Origin of the sequence: Pseudomonas sp. AL03, from assembly GCF_029960815.1 — a bacterium.
GTDB lineage: Bacteria > Pseudomonadota > Gammaproteobacteria > Pseudomonadales > Pseudomonadaceae > Aquipseudomonas.
Genome location: NZ_JASBRE010000023.1, coordinates 47,085 through 64,236 on the forward strand (window position 1 = coordinate 47,085; position 17,152 = coordinate 64,236).

Annotated in this window: 16 protein-coding genes; 10 read left to right on the forward strand and 6 right to left on the reverse strand. The window is 60.4% G+C overall.

Features of this window, described 5'->3' with window-relative positions; translation table 11 throughout:
• The first annotated feature begins 1 nt into the window (after position 1).
• Both QK293_RS20605 and ccoP read left to right on the forward strand, forming a co-directional pair.
• Complete coding sequence (locus tag QK293_RS20605; RefSeq protein ID WP_003175465.1) at positions 2-187, forward strand: CcoQ/FixQ family Cbb3-type cytochrome c oxidase assembly chaperone; 186 nt, start codon at positions 2-4, stop codon at positions 185-187.
• Positions 184-1,167 (forward strand): cytochrome-c oxidase, cbb3-type subunit III, encoded by a 984-nt coding sequence (gene ccoP, locus QK293_RS20610; protein ID WP_282380423.1) that lies wholly within the window; start codon positions 184-186, stop codon positions 1,165-1,167. Before QK293_RS20605 ends, ccoP begins: the two co-directional genes overlap by 4 nt.
• Before the next feature lie 56 nt (positions 1,168-1,223).
• Here ccoP and QK293_RS20615 read toward each other — a convergent pair whose 3' ends face one another.
• A complete protein-coding gene (locus tag QK293_RS20615) occupies positions 1,224-2,234 on the reverse strand; it encodes a metallophosphoesterase (RefSeq protein WP_282380425.1) in 1,011 nt (336 codons plus the stop codon).
• Between the two features lie 475 nt (positions 2,235-2,709).
• Here QK293_RS20615 and ccoG point away from each other — a divergent pair, with 475 nt between their 5' ends.
• The 8 genes from ccoG to QK293_RS20655 all read left to right on the forward strand — a co-directional run bounded on the left by ccoG (position 2,710) and on the right by QK293_RS20655 (position 11,298).
• Positions 2,710-4,116 (forward strand): cytochrome c oxidase accessory protein CcoG, encoded by a 1,407-nt coding sequence (gene ccoG, locus QK293_RS20620; protein WP_282380427.1) that lies wholly within the window; start codon positions 2,710-2,712, stop codon positions 4,114-4,116.
• Between the two features lie 11 nt (positions 4,117-4,127).
• Positions 4,128-4,667 carry a FixH family protein gene (locus QK293_RS20625; RefSeq protein ID WP_282380429.1) on the forward strand — a complete coding sequence of 180 codons (540 nt, stop codon included), beginning with the start codon at positions 4,128-4,130 and terminating at the stop codon, positions 4,665-4,667.
• A gap of 135 nt (positions 4,668-4,802) precedes the next feature.
• Positions 4,803-7,253 carry a heavy metal translocating P-type ATPase gene (locus tag QK293_RS20630; RefSeq protein WP_282380431.1) on the forward strand — a complete coding sequence of 817 codons (2,451 nt, stop codon included), beginning with the start codon at positions 4,803-4,805 and terminating at the stop codon, positions 7,251-7,253.
• Between the two features lie 22 nt (positions 7,254-7,275).
• Positions 7,276-7,494, forward strand: a complete 219-nt coding sequence (gene ccoS, locus QK293_RS20635; protein WP_007905420.1) for a cbb3-type cytochrome oxidase assembly protein CcoS — start codon at positions 7,276-7,278, stop codon at positions 7,492-7,494.
• Entirely contained in the window at positions 7,487-8,170 is a 684-nt protein-coding gene (locus tag QK293_RS20640; RefSeq protein WP_282380434.1) for a sulfite exporter TauE/SafE family protein, read from the forward strand. Before ccoS ends, QK293_RS20640 begins: the two co-directional genes overlap by 8 nt.
• Before the next feature lie 255 nt (positions 8,171-8,425).
• Entirely contained in the window at positions 8,426-9,808 is a 1,383-nt protein-coding gene (hemN, locus tag QK293_RS20645) for an oxygen-independent coproporphyrinogen III oxidase (RefSeq protein ID WP_282380502.1), read from the forward strand.
• 127 nt (positions 9,809-9,935) lie between these two features.
• Positions 9,936-10,670, forward strand: a complete 735-nt coding sequence (gene fnr / locus QK293_RS20650) for a fumarate/nitrate reduction transcriptional regulator Fnr (protein WP_282380436.1) — start codon at positions 9,936-9,938, stop codon at positions 10,668-10,670.
• 79 nt (positions 10,671-10,749) lie between these two features.
• Positions 10,750-11,298, forward strand: a complete 549-nt coding sequence (locus QK293_RS20655; protein ID WP_154852465.1) for an adenine phosphoribosyltransferase — start codon at positions 10,750-10,752, stop codon at positions 11,296-11,298.
• 139 nt (positions 11,299-11,437) lie between these two features.
• On the opposite strand, the gene QK293_RS20660 is transcribed toward QK293_RS20655, so the two are convergent.
• The 5 genes from QK293_RS20660 to dnaX form a co-directional block, all read right to left on the reverse strand.
• The gene (locus QK293_RS20660; protein ID WP_282380444.1) at positions 11,438-12,586 is read right to left on the reverse strand and encodes an acyl-CoA dehydrogenase family protein; all 1,149 of its coding nucleotides are present in this window, start codon (positions 12,584-12,586) and stop codon (positions 11,438-11,440) included.
• 75 nt (positions 12,587-12,661) lie between these two features.
• Positions 12,662-13,264 (reverse strand): recombination mediator RecR, encoded by a 603-nt coding sequence (gene recR, locus QK293_RS20665; protein WP_282380446.1) that lies wholly within the window; start codon positions 13,262-13,264, stop codon positions 12,662-12,664.
• Positions 13,265-13,329: 65 nt separating this feature from the next.
• Positions 13,330-14,364, reverse strand: a complete 1,035-nt coding sequence (locus tag QK293_RS20670; RefSeq protein ID WP_282380448.1) for an NADP-dependent oxidoreductase — start codon at positions 14,362-14,364, stop codon at positions 13,330-13,332.
• 205 nt (positions 14,365-14,569) lie between these two features.
• The gene (locus QK293_RS20675; RefSeq protein ID WP_008028561.1) at positions 14,570-14,908 is read right to left on the reverse strand and encodes a YbaB/EbfC family nucleoid-associated protein; all 339 of its coding nucleotides are present in this window, start codon (positions 14,906-14,908) and stop codon (positions 14,570-14,572) included.
• Positions 14,909-14,974: 66 nt separating this feature from the next.
• Positions 14,975-17,065: a DNA polymerase III subunit gamma/tau gene (dnaX, locus tag QK293_RS20680; RefSeq protein WP_282380455.1), complete on the reverse strand. Its 2,091-nt coding sequence runs from the start codon at positions 17,063-17,065 to the stop codon at positions 14,975-14,977.
• Positions 17,066-17,152: the final 87 nt, after the last annotated feature.

Consider the following 17,152-nt stretch of genomic DNA (forward strand, 5'->3'; position numbering starts at 1 on the left):
GATGGATATCGGGATGATTCGTGGCCTGGGCACCGTTGTTGTGATGGTGGCCTTCATCGGTCTGGCGTTGTGGGTGTTCAGCCCCAAGCGCAAGTCGGAGTTTGAAGACGCGACCTTGCTGCCTTTCGCGGATGATCCCGAAGCCATCAAGCACGTCGAGCAAGCTTCTAGGAGTAACAAAGAATGACTACGTTCTGGAGTCTGTACGTCACAGTCCTCAGCCTCGGCACAATCTTCACCCTGACCTGGCTGCTGCTGTCAACCCGCAAGGGCCAGCGCAGCGAAGCCACTGAAGAAACGGTTGGCCACTCCTTCGACGGGATCGAGGAGTACGACAACCCACTGCCGAAATGGTGGTTCATGCTGTTCGTGGGCACCATCATCTTCGCCCTGGGCTACCTGGTTCTGTACCCAGGCCTGGGTAACTGGAAAGGCCTGCTGCCGGGTTACAACTACCTCGATAACGACAAGCAGACCGCGTTCGCCAACGGCCAGAGCGGCTGGACCGGCGTTCACGAGTGGGAAAAGGAAATGGCCAAGTCGGACGCCAAGTTCGGCCCGATCTTCGCCAAATTCGCTTCCATGCCCATCGAAGAAGTGGCCAAGGACCCGCAAGCCCTGAAGATGGGTGGCCGTCTGTTCGCCTCCAACTGCTCGGTCTGCCACGGTTCCGATGCCAAGGGCGCTTATGGCTTCCCTAACCTGACCGACGCCGACTGGCGCTGGGGCGGCGAAGCGGAAACCATCAAGACCACCATCATGGGCGGCCGTCATGCGGTCATGCCGGCATGGGCTGAAGTCATTGGTGAGCAAGGCGTTGCCGACGTTGCCGGCTACGTGCTGACCAACCTCGATGGCCGCAAGCTGCCGGAAGGCACCAAGGCTGATCCGGTTGCCGGCCAGAAGCTGTTCGCCGCCAACTGCGCGGTGTGCCACGGCCCGGCAGGTAAAGGTACCCCCGCGATGGGCGCACCTGACCTGACCCACCCGGCCGCGTTCATCTACGGTTCGAGCTTCGCTCAACTGCAGCAGACCATCCGTTACGGCCGTCAAGGCCAGATGCCTGCGCAAGAACAGCTGCAAGGCAACGACAAGGTTCACTTGCTGGCGGCTTACGTTTATAGCCTGTCTCACGGTGAGAAAGCGCCGGTGGCGGACGCCCAATAAGGCAAACGCTTGATGCAATACCAAAAGCCCCGCCAGGGAACTGGCGGGGCTTTTTTTTACTGGATGCCTGACCAGACCGATTTGACCGGTACCGTCTCTATCGTGTTGCGACTCGACCAGTCATTGTTCTCGACCCTATTGATGTGCAAGGCCTTGCGATCCTCGGAAAAGCTGGCGATCAGGTAGGTCTGCTGCGACGCGCCACCGCTGAGAAAGACCGGAACCTTGCCGTAGTACCACGAACTCCTGAAGCTGCCCGCATCGCTATGGTAATGACCGGCAAACACAGCCGTGACGCCATACTGATTAATGATCCGGTTGAAACGCTCGACCTGCTGCGGGTTGCCCCAGCGATCGGGCTCATGCAGGTTGACGATGATGATGTAGCCCTGTGCTCGTGCGAGCCGCAAATCAGTCTCCAGCCAGTCCAGCGCCTGAGTGATGCGGAACGAGGTCGGATTAAGAAAGTGCGAGATTTCCACCTCGTACGTCGGTTCATTGTTGAGTTGCACCATATGAACATCGCCGACCGTAGTTGAATACGCCAGGCTGCCGTTATATTTATTAACCAGACCGCCACCACTCACGCGCAAATCAAAGTTATCTACTTTGCCCCAGTGATGTTCCTTGTAATCGACAATGCTCCCAGCCGCACAACTTTCAGAAAAACAATCACCCACGTTATTTTTATAATCGTGATTACCCAAGCCATACAAAAAATCTTTTCCGAAGTACTTATTCAGTGCCGTCCGAATATACGAACGCTCGGAAATATGCCCGAAGGCAGTCATATCACCATTGATCATCAAGGGCACAGGCCCCTGACCGGCGTGCCGTCCGCGGAAATCCGCGATATTGGCAAACTGGCTTTCGATCAACCCTTGGGAACGCTTGTCACGGTCCGATGCCGATTGCTCTTCACCACTGTCGGACTTCTCCGTCCAAGGGTATTGCGGGTCAGAGGCAAAGACCATATGACGAGGTGCGTTTTCAATAGAATGCGCAGCAGGCGCCATCGACAACACCCATAGACACGCAAGAAAACCTGCGCGCTTCTTGATATTCATAGAATTCCGTTTCCGTTAATAACTGATAGATGCACCACAACTTTGCAGCGCACTCGCCACAACTTATTCGAAGAACACAAAAACCACAAACATCACATCCAAGCCAATTAAATTAATATATTTCCGCCCCCAATACTTGAGACTAACAACTGGCGATTATTGTTTGTAATGTTCCTGTGGAGCAGGACATGCCGACATGGATGGTGGTCACGGGCAACGTGTCGGATTCCAGGCGAGTGGCGTTGCGCTGCTCAACCCTTTGAATGATTGATCCCCAAGTCGGGAAAACCGTCCATAATTCACAAGTCAATTGATTCAAGTCATTACACCGTCAGTAGATTTCCACCAACGTGACCAAAGGTCGCACCCTTGAGCCAGAGCGACAGGCGTATCATTGCGCCACTGCAACACCTCTTTTTGACCGCGGTCGGCATGTACTGACCGAGGCATTTTTCCACTGCCGTGGGATGCAATGATGAGCAACCAGATTCCGGTACACGACGTCACACCTGCCAAGAACAAAAGCGTCGACCTCTACGCCTCTCGAGAAAAAATCTACACCCGCGCCTTCACCGGTCTGTTCCGCAACCTGCGGATGATGGGCGGTGCCGGGCTGTTTCTGCTGTATTTCGGTACGGTCTGGCTGAGCTGGGGCGGCCATCAGGCCGTCTGGTGGAACCTGCCGGAGCGCAAATTCTTCATCTTTGGCGCAACCTTCTGGCCTCAGGACTTCATCCTGCTCTCGGGGATCCTGATCGTCAGCGCCTTCGGCCTGTTCTTCATTACCGTGTACGCCGGGCGAGTCTGGTGCGGCTATACCTGCCCACAGAGTGTCTGGACCTGGATTTTCATGTGGTGCGAGAAGGTCACCGAAGGCGACCGCAACCAGCGCATCAAGCTCGACAAAGCGCCCATGAGCGCCAACAAATTCTTGCGCAAACTCAGCAAACACTCGATGTGGCTGTTGATTGGCTTCGTGACCGGCATGACCTTCGTGGGTTACTTCTCGCCCATTCGCGAACTGACCATCGACTTCTTCACCGGTGAAGCCGACGGCTGGTCGTATTTCTGGGTCGGCTTCTTCACCCTCGCCACCTACGGCAATGCCGGCTGGTTGCGCGAGCAGGTGTGCATTTACATGTGCCCGTACGCGCGCTTCCAGAGTGTGATGTTCGACAAAGACACCCTGATCGTTTCCTACGACCCGCGTCGTGGTGAAAGCCGCGGTCCGCGCAAGAAAGGCGTCGACTACAAGGCCATGGGCCTGGGCGACTGCATCGACTGCACCATGTGCGTCCAGGTTTGCCCGACCGGTATCGACATCCGCGACGGCCTGCAAGTCGAATGCATCGGCTGTGCGGCCTGCATCGATGCCTGCGACAGCATCATGGACAAAATGGATTACCCGCGCGGCCTGATCAGTTACACCACCGAGCACAACCTGTCCGGGCAAAAAACCCATAAACTGCGCCCGCGCCTGATCGGCTATGCCACGGTGCTGCTGGCGATGATCGCTTTGCTGATGACCGCGTTCTTCATGCGTTCGCTGGTCGGTTTCGACGTCAGCAAGGACCGCGTGCTGTACCGTGAGAACGCCGAAGGCCGGATCGAAAACGTCTACAGCCTGAAGATCATGAACAAGGATCAACGCGACCACACCTACCTGCTCGAAGCCGCTGGCCTGCCGGACCTCAAACTGCAAGGCAAGCGCGAGATCAAGGTCGCCGCCGGAGAGATTTTCAGCCAACCGGTCGAACTGTCCATCGCTCCGGAAAAACTGCCATCGAGCACCAACGAGGTGAAATTCATCCTCAAGGATGCCGATGACGACAACGTCCACATTGAAGCCAAGAGCCGGTTCATCGGCCCACAAGTTCGTTGAGAGAAGTGATCATGCCCGCACCAACTGCCGCAAGTCCCTGGTACAAGCACCTTTGGCCGTGGATCATCATCGCCATCCTGGCGTGTTCCGTGACCCTGACCTTGTCCATGGTGACGATCGCGGTGAAAAACCCGGACAACCTGGTCAACGACAACTATTACGAGGCTGGCAAAGGCATCAACCGCTCCCTCGACCGTGAACTGCTGGCGCAGACCCTGCTGCTGCGCGCCCGCGTTCATCTGGACGACGTGACCGGCGAAGTCGATTTGCGCCTGAGCGGCAACAGCCAACCCAAAACCCTGGAGCTGAACCTGATCTCGCCGACCCAGCCCGAGAAGGATCGCAAGATCACCCTGGCGCGCAGCGAAACCGAACAGGGCCGCTACATTGGCCAGTTGAGCGACAAGGTCGACGGTCGCCGCTTTGTAGAACTGCTGGGCGTACAGGACGACAAGACCTGGCGCATGTTCGAAGAAGAACAGGTCAGCCATGACAAGGATTTGCTGCTGGGTGATGAGCCGCTGCAGGGTGCGGAAGACCTGAAGAAGTAAGCCTTACCCTGATCGTTCCCACGCTCTGCGTGGGAACGCAGCCAGGGACGCTCCGCGTCCCAGCCGAAGCGGACGCGGAGCGTCCGGGGAGGCATTCCCACGCAGAGCGTGGGAACGATCATCGGACAACGCCTCATGACCACCCAACTTTCCTGCTACCACTGCGCCCTGCCCGTCCCGGCCGGCAGCCGCTTCACCGCTGCCGTCCTCGGTGAAGCCCGCGAGTTCTGCTGCCCGGGTTGCCAGGCCGTGGCCGAAGCAATCGTGGCTGGCGGCCTGGAAAGCTATTACCAGCATCGCAGCGAGTCATCGGCCAACCCCGAAGCGCTGCCGGTGCAGTTGGTGGACGAACTGGCGCTGTACGACCGCGCCGATGTACAAGCACCCTTCGTCCGCCACGAAGGCGACCTTGCCGAAACCACTCTGTTGATGGAAGGCATCAGTTGCGCGGCTTGCGGCTGGTTGATCGAGAAACACCTGCGCGGCTTGCCGGCGGTGGCCGAAGCGCGCCTGAACCTGTCCAACCATCGCCTGCACGTGCGCTGGGCCGATGCGCAACTGCCGCTGAGCCAGGTACTCAGCGAATTGCGCCACATCGGTTACGCCGCGCACCCGTATCAAGCCGACCGCGCCAGCGAACAACTGGCCAGCGAAAACCGCCTGGCCCTGCGCCAACTCGGCGTGGCCGGGCTGCTGTGGTTCCAGGCGATGATGGCGACCATGGCCACCTGGCCGGAATTCAACATTGATCTCAGCCCCGAGCTGCACACTATCCTGCGCTGGGTCGCGTTATTTCTCACCACCCCGATCGTGTTCTACAGCTGCGCGCCATTCTTCAAAGGCGCGATGCGCGATTTGCGCACCCGCCACCTGACCATGGACGTCTCGGTCTCGCTGGCCATTGGCAGTGCTTATATCGCCGGGATCTGGACTTCGATCACCGGCGTCGGAGAACTGTATTTCGATGCGGTGGGCATGTTCGCGCTGTTCCTGCTGGCCGGACGGTATCTGGAACGCCGTGCCCGCGAACGCACCGCCGCCGCCACCGCGCAACTGGTCAACCTGTTACCCGCCTCGTGTCTGCGCCTGAATGCCGACGGCCAGAGCGATCGGATCCTGCTCAGCGAACTGCGCGTCGGCGATCAAGTGCTGGTGCATCCCGGCGCAATCCTTCCGGCTGACGGTAAGATCCTCGACGGTCAGTCGAACATCGACGAATCCCTGCTGACCGGCGAATACCTGCCACAGCCGCGCACACCGGGCGATGCCGTCACCGCCGGCACCCTGAATGTCGAAGGTGCATTGACCGTGGAAGTCCTGGCGCTGGGGCAAGACACCCGACTGTCCGCCATCGTCCGCCTGCTGGACCGTGCTCAGGCCGAGAAGCCGCGACTGGCGGAAATAGCCGACCGCGCCGCGCAATGGTTCCTGCTGCTATCGCTGATTGCCGCTGCCGTCATCGGCCTGATCTGGTGGGAACTGGATTCGTCGCGGGCCTTCTGGATTGTGTTGGCAATGCTCGTTGCGACATGCCCGTGTGCCTTGTCCCTCGCCACGCCGACCGCCCTCACTGCCGCCACCGGAACACTGCACAAACTCGGTTTGCTGCTGACTCGCGGTCATGTGCTGGAAGGCCTGAACCAGATCGACACGGTGATTTTCGACAAGACCGGCACGCTCACCGAAGGGCGCTTGGCGTTGCGCTCAATCCGCCCGCTCGGCGCACTCAACAGCGATCAGTGCCTGAGCCTGGCCGCTGCTCTGGAAAACCGCTCTGAACATCCGATCGCCCGCGCATTTGGCCGCGCACCGCTCGCTGCCGAAGAAGTCCACAGCACACCAGGGCTAGGCCTCGAAGGGTTGGTCGGTGAGCAACGCCTGCGCATCGGCCAACCGGGTTTTGTCTGTGAACTCAGTGGCGCTGCCGTGCCGTTGATGCCGGATGAAGCCGGTCAATGGCTGTTGCTCGGCGACAACCAGGGGCCGTTGGCATGGTTTGTTCTCGACGACCGTTTGCGTGCCGACGCACCCGCGCTACTCGCCGCCTGCAAGTCTCGCGGCTGGCGCACGCTGTTGTTGTCCGGTGACAGCTCGCCGATGGTCGCCAGTGTCGCCGCGGAACTCGGCATCGATGAAGCCCGTGGCGGCTTACGTCCGGACGACAAATTGCAGGTCCTGCAACAGCTCCACAAGGAAGGCCGCAAGGTGTTGATGCTCGGTGACGGCGTCAACGACGTGCCAGTGCTGGCCGCCGCCGACATCAGCGTGGCCATGGGTTCGGCCACCGACCTGGCGAAAACCAGCGCCGACGCGGTATTGCTGTCGAACCGCCTCGACGCACTGGTACAAGCCTTCAGCCTGGCGCGGCGCACCCGTCGGGTAATCATCGAGAACCTGCTGTGGGCCGGGCTGTACAATGGCCTCATGTTGCCGTTCGCTGCCCTCGGCTGGATCACTCCGGTGTGGGCCGCGGTCGGCATGTCCATCAGTTCGTTGACCGTGGTGCTGAACGCTCTGCGCCTGACTCGCATGCCAAAGACGCCTGCGGTCAGCGCCACGCCAGAAACCCGCCCGCTGCCGGCCTGAGCCGCGTGGGCATGGAGTCCAGATGCCAGCTCTCTATGTGATGATCCCGGCCGCGCTGCTGATCGTGGCCATCGCTATTTACATCTTCTTCTGGGCAGTCGACAGCGGTCAGTACGATGACCTCGACGGCCCGGCCCACAGCATTCTGTTCGACGACCAGGACCCTAACCACAAGGCGGCCGTCGACGAAGCCAGCGGCCATCCGGCCAAACCGGACGACAAGGCCCCTCCCCATGCTTGAGTTGGCGCCGCTGCTGGTGTCTGCGGTGATTCTCGGTCTGCTCGGTGGCGGGCATTGCCTGGGCATGTGCGGCGGTTTGATGGGCGCGCTGACCCTGGCGATTCCCAAGGAACAACGCAGCCGACGCTTTCGACTGCTGCTGGCCTACAACCTGGGGCGAATTCTCAGCTATGCAACGGCCGGCCTGCTGATCGGCCTGGCCGGCTGGGCGGTGGCCAACAGCCCGGCGGCGATGTTCATGCGCGTCATCGCCGCATTGCTGTTGGTCGCCATGGGCTTGTACCTCGCCGGTTGGTGGAGCGGCCTGACCCGCATCGAAAGCCTCGGTCGCGGCCTGTGGCGGCATATCCAGCCGGTTGCCAATAAACTGCTGCCGGTGTCGAGTGTACCCCGTGCGTTGCTGCTGGGCGCGCTCTGGGGCTGGTTGCCGTGCGGGTTGGTTTACAGCACGTTGCTGTGGTCGGCGAGTCAGGGCAATGCGCTGGACAGTGCGCTTTTGATGCTCGCGTTCGGGCTCGGCACCTGGCCAGTGTTGCTCGCCACGGGGCTGGCGGCTGAACGGGTCACGGCGTTGTTGCGCAAGCGTAGCGTGCGCATGACTGGCGGATTACTGGTGATTCTGTTCGGCATCTGGACCTTGCCGGGACCGCATCAGCATTGGCTCATGGGCCACTAAATTTGCGGCGCGCCCCTGTAGCAGCTGCCGAAGGCTGCGTTCGGCGGCGAAGCCGTCGTAAACCCTCCACCGCAGATCCCCGGATCAACCGCGTGCACCGTATTGGCGAGGACTGCGTCCTCGAACGCAGCCTTCGGCAGCTGCTTCAGGTTCACGCTGCCCACCCGACCAACTTTGATGCAAATCAAGATGCCCCACCGCGCCTCCCCATAGACTCGCTGACACTGCCAGCCTATCCGGGGGAATGCCCGCATGTTGCTCGACGCCATTCGTTGGGATACCGATCTGATCCGCCGTTATGACCTGGCGGGACCGCGTTACACCTCGTACCCGACCGCCGCGCAATTCGACGGTCATGTCGGTACCTTCGACCTCTTCCATGCACTGCGCGAAAGCCGTAAGGCCCTGCGTCCGTTGTCGCTGTACGTGCATGTGCCGTTCTGCGCGAACATTTGCTACTACTGCGCCTGCAACAAAGTCATCACCAAGGATCGCGGCCGGGCCCTGCCCTATTTGCAGCGTCTGGAGCAGGAAATCCAGTTGATCGCCTGCCACCTCGACCCCGCGCAGGAAGTCGAGCAACTGCATTTCGGCGGCGGCACCCCGACCTTTCTCAATCACGATGAACTGCGCCAGTTGATGGCCCAGTTGCGCAAAAGCTTCAACTTGCTGGACGACGATTCCGGCGACTACGGCATCGAAATCGACCCTCGCGAAGCCGACTGGTCGACCATGGGCCTGCTCCGTGAACTGGGCTTCAATCGGGTCAGTATCGGCCTGCAAGACCTCGACCCGGCGGTGCAACGGGCGGTCAATCGCCTGCAAAGCCTGGAAGAAACCCGCGCGGTGATCGACGCTGCCCGCACGCTGCAGTTTCGCTCGATCAACATTGACCTGATCTACGGCTTGCCGAGACAGACGCCCGAGAACTTCGCCCACACCGTCGATGAAGTCATCAACCTGCAACCGGACCGCCTCTCGGTGTTCAACTACGCGCACCTGCCAGAACGCTTCATACCGCAACGACGAATCAACAGCGACGAACTGCCGACACCGGCGCAGAAACTGGAAATACTCCAGGGCACGATCGAGCAGCTGACCAAGGCCGGTTACCGCTACATCGGCATGGACCACTTCGCGCTGCCCGACGATGAACTGGCGATTGCTCAGGAAGAATCGACCCTGCAACGCAACTTCCAGGGTTACACCACCCACGGCCATTGCGACTTGATTGGCCTGGGCGTCTCCGCCATCAGCCAGATCGGCGACTTGTATTGCCAGAACAGCAGCGACCTGAATCAGTACCAGAACACGTTGGCCAGCGCGCAGCTGGCCACCAGCCGTGGTCTGCTGTGCACCACCGATGACCGGCTGCGACGTGCGGTCATCCAACAACTGATCTGCACTTTCAGCCTGGAATTCGCCCAGATCGAACAAGCCTTCAACATCGACTTTCAGGGCTACTTCGGCGAACTCTGGCCACAGTTGCAGGGAATGGCCGACGATGGACTGATAGAGCTTGATAACGAACGGATTACTGTACAGCCCGCCGGACGATTGCTGGTGCGTTCGGTGTGCAGGGTGTTCGACGCGTACCTGGAGCAGCAAAATCGCCAGCGGTTTTCACGGGGGATCTAGCAATCACCTCACTGCCGGTCTACGAAACGCTGATTTACGACCCTGCGACAAAATCGTCGCGTGCCTGAACGTCCTCCCGTGGGTTACCCTTACGGCTTATGTGTGTTTTCCCACAAGGATTGAAGAAATGTCCGAGCCAGTAAAACTGCGCGCTCATAACCAGGCCCATTGCAAGGATTGCAGCCTGGCCCCCCTTTGCTTGCCACTTTCTTTGAATCTGGAAGACATGGATGCGCTGGACGAAATCGTTAAACGTGGCCGCCCGCTGAAAAAAGGCGAATTCCTGTTCCGCCAGGGCGACACGTTCGATTCCGTTTATGCAGTACGCTCTGGCGCCCTGAAGACCTTCAGCCTGAGCGATGGCGGCGAAGAACAACTCACCGGTTTCCACCTGCCGAGTGAACTGGTCGGCCTGTCGGGCATGGACACCGAAAAACACCCGGTCTCGGCGCAAGCCATGGAAACCACATCGGTGTGTGAAATCCCTTTCGAACGCCTCGACGAACTGGCGCTGCAACTGCCGCAACTGCGTCGTCAGTTGATGCGCGTGATGAGTCGCGAGATTCGCGACGACCAGCAAATGATGTTGCTGCTGTCGAAGAAAACCGCCGACGAGCGCATCGCCACGTTCCTGGTCAACCTGTCGGCCCGTTTCCGCGCCCGGGGGTTCTCGGCCAACCAGTTTCGCCTGAGCATGTCGCGCAACGAAATTGGTAATTACCTGGGCCTGGCGGTGGAAACCGTGTCCCGGGTATTCACTCGTTTCCAGCAAAACGAACTGATCGCCGCTGAAGGCAAGGAAATTCATATCCTCGACCCGATCCAGCTCTGCGCCCTGGCCGGCGGTTCGCTGGAAGGCTGATTTCGGCGATTGCGGCTGAGCGAAACGGTTCAGCCGCCGTTATACTGCGTCGTTTGCAGCCTGCCAGGATTCTTCGACTATGGCCTTCGACTCCTTCGACATCAAATCCCTCATACGCCCCGTGATCGACTTTCCCAAGCCGGGTGTGATCTTTCGCGACATTACCCCGCTGTTCCAGTCCCCCACGGCCCTGCGTCTGGTGATGGACAGCTTTGCCCATCGTTATGTCGAGGCCGACTTCACCCATATCGGTGCGATGGACGCGCGTGGTTTTCTGATCGGTTCGGTCCTGGCCTATCAACTGAACAAGCCACTGGTGCTGTTCCGCAAGCAAGGCAAGCTGCCCGCCGACGTGCTGGCCGAGGGTTATGCGACCGAGTACGGCGAAGCGTTCCTCGAAGTCCACGCCGACAGCCTGTGCGAGGGCGATTCGGTGGTGATGTTCGATGACCTGATCGCCACGGGCGGTACGCTGATTGCGGCAGCAAACCTGATTCGACGCATGGGTGCCCGGGTTCATGAAGCGGCGGCGATCATTGATTTGCCGGAACTGGGCGGGTCGCAGCGTCTGGAAGACATGGGGATTCCGACGTTTTGCCTGACGCAGTTTGCCCTGGACGATAAGTAAGGCAGCTGGGCTTGATTGATCGTTCCCACGCTCTGCGTGGGAATGCCTCAACGGACGCTCCGCGTCCGCTTTTGGGACGCGGAGCGTCCCGGGCTGCATTCCCACGCGGAGCGTGGGAACGATCAGCTCACCGTAAAACTCACAGTCCCATCTGCTTACTGATGATCTCGTTCATCACTTCCCGCGTTCCGCCGCCGATCGACAAAATACGGTTATCGCGGTACAGCCGCTCCACCAGACTCTCGCGCATATAACCCAGACCACCAAGAATCTGCACCGCATCGGTAGTCATGCGATCAGCCGTGTCGGTAGCAAAATTCTTGGCCATGGAAATCTCCTTGATCACACTCTGCCCCGCCGCCATTTTCGCCGCTTGACGGTAGGTGAATTCCCGTGACACTTCCAGCGCCGTGGCCATTTCGGCAAGGCGATGCTTGAGCACCTGAAACTTGCCGATGGGTTTACCGAATGCTTCGCGTTGGCGAGCCCATTTCAGGCTCTCTTCCAGCGCAAGTTGCGCGGTCATGTTGGCCATTAGCGCCAGCGCCAGGCGTTCGCTCTGGAAGTTGCCCATGATGCAGGGGAAGCCCATGTTTTCGGCGCCGATCAGATTTCCTACAGGTACCCGGCAATCGTCGAAGAACAGCTCGGCGGTGTCCGACGCCCACCAGCCCATTTTCTTTAAGCGCCGGCCGACCGTGAAACCGGGCGTGCCCTTCTCGATCAACAGCAGGCTGATGCCACCGAAACCCGGCGCACCGGTGCGCACCGCGACAGTGTAGAAATCCGCGCGGACGCCACTGGTGATAAAGGTTTTGCTGCCGCTGACCCGGTAGACGTCGCCGTCACGCACAGCGCGGGTTTGCAGGTTGGCGACGTCAGAGCCACCACTGGGCTCGGTAACCGCCAGGGCGCTGATTTTCTCGCCGGCGAGCACCTGCGGCACAACGCGATCGCGCACTTCAGGCCTGGCCCACTTGAGGATCGGCGGCAGGCCGATGTCCAGCGAGCCGAGCCCCGCCACCAAGCCGCCGGAGCCGCAGCGCATCAGCTCTTCGCTGGCGGCGACCTTGGCGAACAGATCGCCTTCGTGGCTGCCACCCAGGGCTTCGGGATAACCGATCCCCAGAATCCCCGCCGCTCCGGCCTTTTGGTAGAGCTCACGGGGAAAGCTTTCGGCTTCTTCCCACTGGTCGATGTCCGGTAAGATCTCGCGCTCGACGAAGCGTCTGACGCTGTCGCGGACCAATTGGTGGCTGGGGTCGAAGTATTCCTGAAAGGCAGGCATCGGCAAGCTCCACTGAAGGGTCAGCGAAAGTTAACCGAGCGCTTGCTTGGTTTTCAAGAGGTGACACGGTAGAAGCTACAAAACGATCGGCTTACGCCCGGCAAACGAATGCGCCAACGTCCCACCATCCACCAATTCCAGCTCGCCGCCCAATGGCACGCCGTGGGCGATGCGCGAGGCGATCAGGCCTTTGTTGCTAAGCAATTGGGCAATGTAATGCGCTGTGGCTTCACCTTCCACGGTCGGGTTGGTCGCAAGGATGACTTCAGTGAACGTGCCCGCCTCCTCGATCCGCGCCAGCAGTTGCGGAATACCGATGGCTTCCGGCCCGAGCCCGTCGAGCGGTGACAGATGACCCTTGAGCACGAAGTAGCGACCACGGAAACCAGTCTGCTCCACCGCGTAGACGTCCATCGGTCCTTCCACCACGCAGAGCACGGTGTCGTCGCGACGGGTATCGGCGCATTGCGGGCAGAGGTCATCTTCCGTCAGCGTGCGGCACAACCGGCAATGGCCCACCCCTTCCATGGCCTGGCTCAGTGCCAGGGCCAACCGCGAGCCGCCGCTGCGATCACGCTCGAGCAACTGCAATGCCATGCGCTGGGCGGTTTTCTGACCCACACCTGGCAAAATTCGCAGGGCGTCGATCAGTTGGCGAATCAAAGGGCTGAAGCTCATGGGGAAAAGTCCGACAAAACAACGAGACGCGGTTTATACCCGCGCCTCTGTTTAGCGTCAATTACTCAGTCCTGGGCGAGCCGCACAACCAGTTTGCCGAAGTTGCGTCCTTCCAGCAGACCGATGAACGCTTCGGGCGCCTGCTCCAGGCCATCGACCACGTCTTCGCGGAACTTTACCTTGCCGTCGCGCACCCACGGCGCCATGGCACTGACGAACTCCGGCTGACGGTCGCCGTAGTCGTCGAACACGATGAAGCCCTGGATTCGCACGCGCTTGGTCAGCAGCGTGCGCTGCAATTGCGGCAGTCGATCCGGGCCGGTCGGTGCTTCGTGAGCGTTGTAGGACGCGATCAGCCCGCAGAGTGGAATTCGCGCCTTGGGCTTGAGCAGCGGCAGCACTGCATCGAACACCTTGCCGCCGACGTTTTCGAAATAAATATCGATGCCCTCGGAGCATGCCTTGGCCAATTCATCGGCGAAGTTTGGGCTCTTGTGGTCGATGCAGGCATCGAAGCCCAGCTCTTCAACCACATAACGGCATTTGTCCGCGCCACCGGCCACACCGACCACGCGCAGGCCTTTGATCTTCGCCACCTGACCGACCACCGAACCCACCGCCCCGGACGCCGCCGCAACCACCAGAGTTTCGCCAGCCTTGGGCTGGCCGATGTCCATCAGCCCCATGTAAGCGGTTAGGCCCGGCATGCCCAGCACGCCCAGCGCCATCGACGGGCTCGGCAGCCCGGGCGGCACCGGCATAATGTCGCGACCGTCGCTGATGCTGTGGCTTTGCCAGCCAGTGGCGCCAACCACCAGATCGCCTTCGTGGAATTTCGGATTCAGCGAGCGCTCGACCCGACTGACAGCGCCACCGGTCATCACTTCGCCGATTTCAACCGGTGCGGCGTAGGACGGCGCGTCACTCATGCGTCCGCGCATGTAGGGATCGAGAGACAGAAAAAGGGTCTTGAGCAGCACCTGACCGTCGGCCAGGTCCGGCAGCGCAACGCGCTCCAGGCGGAAATTCTCCGGCGTCGGCGCGCCTACCGGGCGGGACGCCAGGACAATACGTTGGTTGAGGGTCAATGCGTCTGGCATGTGAGCGTCTCCTTTGATCGATGAATTCGGCGGTATAGGGAGCAGACCGTTGTGGCGGTTTCGCGTTCGATGTTTCTGTCCACAGACTGAGTTGACTTGCCCGCGAAGGCGGCCTCCCAGGCCCCTATCCCTAATAGCCAGAAACAAAAATGCCAGGCGCGATGCCTGGCATTTTTTTTTAGCCCTTCCGACGCGCTTTAGCGAATCAGAATGGCAGTTTCATACCCGGTGGCAGTTGCATGCCAGCGGTCATGCCGGACATTTTGTCCTGGCTGTTGGCTTCGATCTTGCGCACGGCATCGTTGACGGCGGCGGCGAACACAGCCTCCAGCATCTCTTTGTCGTCTTCGCTCAAGCCTTCGACCAGGCTTGGATCGATGGTCACGCGCTTGACGTCGTGACGACCGGTCATCACCACGGTGACCATATCGCCACCGGCTTTACCGGTGACTTCGGCGTTGGCCAGCTCTTCCTGCATCTTGGCCATTTTTTCCTGCATCTGCTGTGCCTGCTTCATCAGGCCGGCCATGCCACCTTTCATCATGGGAATCACCTCAAAAGTACTTGGATAAAAACAGCGCCCGGCCCGTTCGGCCGAACGTCTTCAGTATTAGCCCTGAGTGACCAGGGTCTCGACAGGTTCAATAGTATCGTTACGGACGACCGCACCGAACTGCTGCATCATTTGCTGGATGAACGGATCACCGTGGATCGACTCTTCCGCCTCGCGCTGACGGTTCGCACGGCGCCGGGAGCCAGCCTGGGCCGGGGTTTCCTGCTCGGGCTTGATCAGCTCCATGCTCAGGTTCAGCGTACGCCCATGAAACTGATTCAACGCATCGTTCAAGCGACGCTGTTGAGTCGCGTTGAACAACGCGCTGTGGGCCGGGTCCAGGTGCATCAGCCAATTGTCACCCTCGACGGCGATCAGCGTGCAGTTGGCGGCGATACTGCCGGTCATGCCGGAGATCGGCAGTTTCGGGAACAGCTCCAGCCATTGCAGCGCCAGACCGGTGGCCGGCATGGCGGCCGGCTCTGGCTCCGGTTCCGGTGCTGGCTCGGCGGTGTGTTCGCTGGCCAGTTCGTCGAGGTAGCTGTAGGCCGATTCCACATCCGGCTCGATGTAATCCTCGTCCAGCGGCGGCTCGTCGTCCAGGTCCATGCCCGGCGTCGCGGCATCGACTTCGGCCACCGACGGCTCTGGAATCGGCGCAGCGGCCCACTCAGGAGCGTCCAGCACCACGCTGTCGGGGGTCGGCAATGGCATCGGCGCCAATTCGGGTTGTTCGGCGGCAGTTTCCAGCACCGGCTCGACGGCGGGTTCCTGAACGACTTCGGGTTCTATCGGGTCGTTCCAGGGCAGATCGACGATTGCTTCGACCGCTACGGCCTCAACCACAGGCTCGGGCACGACGACGGGCGCAACTGGCTCAGGCGCTTGCACTGGAGCAACCACCGCCGCAACCGGCGCAGGCGCAACTGTTGCCACTGGCGGGGCAACTGCCGCAGCGACTACCGGCGCAACAACGGGCGCGGCAGCCACTGAGCGTGCGGAATCAACTGTGGCCTGGCTGATCCCCACCGGCTTTAGCGGTTGCCTCGGAGCGTCCGCGGTGTCTGCCGGTCGGAACGCGAGCATTCGCAGCAAGACCATTTCGAAACCACCGCGCGGGTCCGGCGCCAGCGGCAAGTCGCGGCGGCCGATCAGGCCCATCTGGTAATAGAACTGCACGTCTTCGGCCGGCAGCGCCTGAGCCAGCGCCAGCACCCGATCACGGTCGCCGTGACCGTTGTCGACGCCTTCAGGCAGGGCCTGGGCGATGGCGACACGGTGCAGCACGTTGAGAATTTCCGAGAGCACGCCGTTCCAGTCCGGGCCTTGTTCGGCCAGATGACGGACGGCTTCGAGCAAGGCCTTGGCGTCGCCTTCGATCAGCGCATGCAGAACGTCGTAGACCTGACCGTGATCGAGCGTGCCGAGCATCGCCCGTACGTCGGCAGCCATGACTTTGCCTTCACCGAAGGCGATCGCCTGGTCGGTCAGGCTCATGGCGTCGCGCATCGAACCGTCAGCAGCACGGCCCAACAGCCACAGCGCGTCGTCCTCGAACGGCACGTTCTCGACACCCAGCACGTGGGTCAAATGCTCGACCACCCGCTCCGGCGTCATGTTCTTCAGAGAGAACTGCAGGCACCGCGAAAGAATCGTTGCAGGAAGTTTCTGCGGATCGGTGGTCGCCAGGATGAACTTGACGTAGGGCGGCGGCTCTTCAAGGGTTTTCAACAGCGCATTGAAGGAATGGCTGGAAAGCATGTGCACTTCGTCGATCAGGTAGACCTTGAAGCGCCCGCGGCTCGGCGCGTACTGCACGTTGTCGAGCAGTTCGCGGGTATCTTCGACCTTGGTCCGGCTCGCGGCGTCGATCTCGATCAGGTCGACGAAGCGGCCCTCATCGATCTCACGGCACACCGAGCACTCGCCACAAGGCGTTGAAGTGATACCTGTTTCACAGTTCAGACATTTGGCGATGATCCGCGCGATGGTGGTCTTGCCGACCCCGCGTGTACCGGTAAACAGATAGGCGTGGTGCAGCCGCTGGCTGTCCAAGGCATTGATCAGAGCCTTGAGCACATGGGTCTGGCCGACCATTTCGCGGAACGAGCGCGGACGCCATTTACGTGCAAGAACCTGATAACTCATCGAAAACCGTCGCAACGAAGGAACATAAGCGGCTAATGCTAGCGGAGCAAGGCCAAAATTGCATCCGGTGCGCTCGTCTAATCTGGC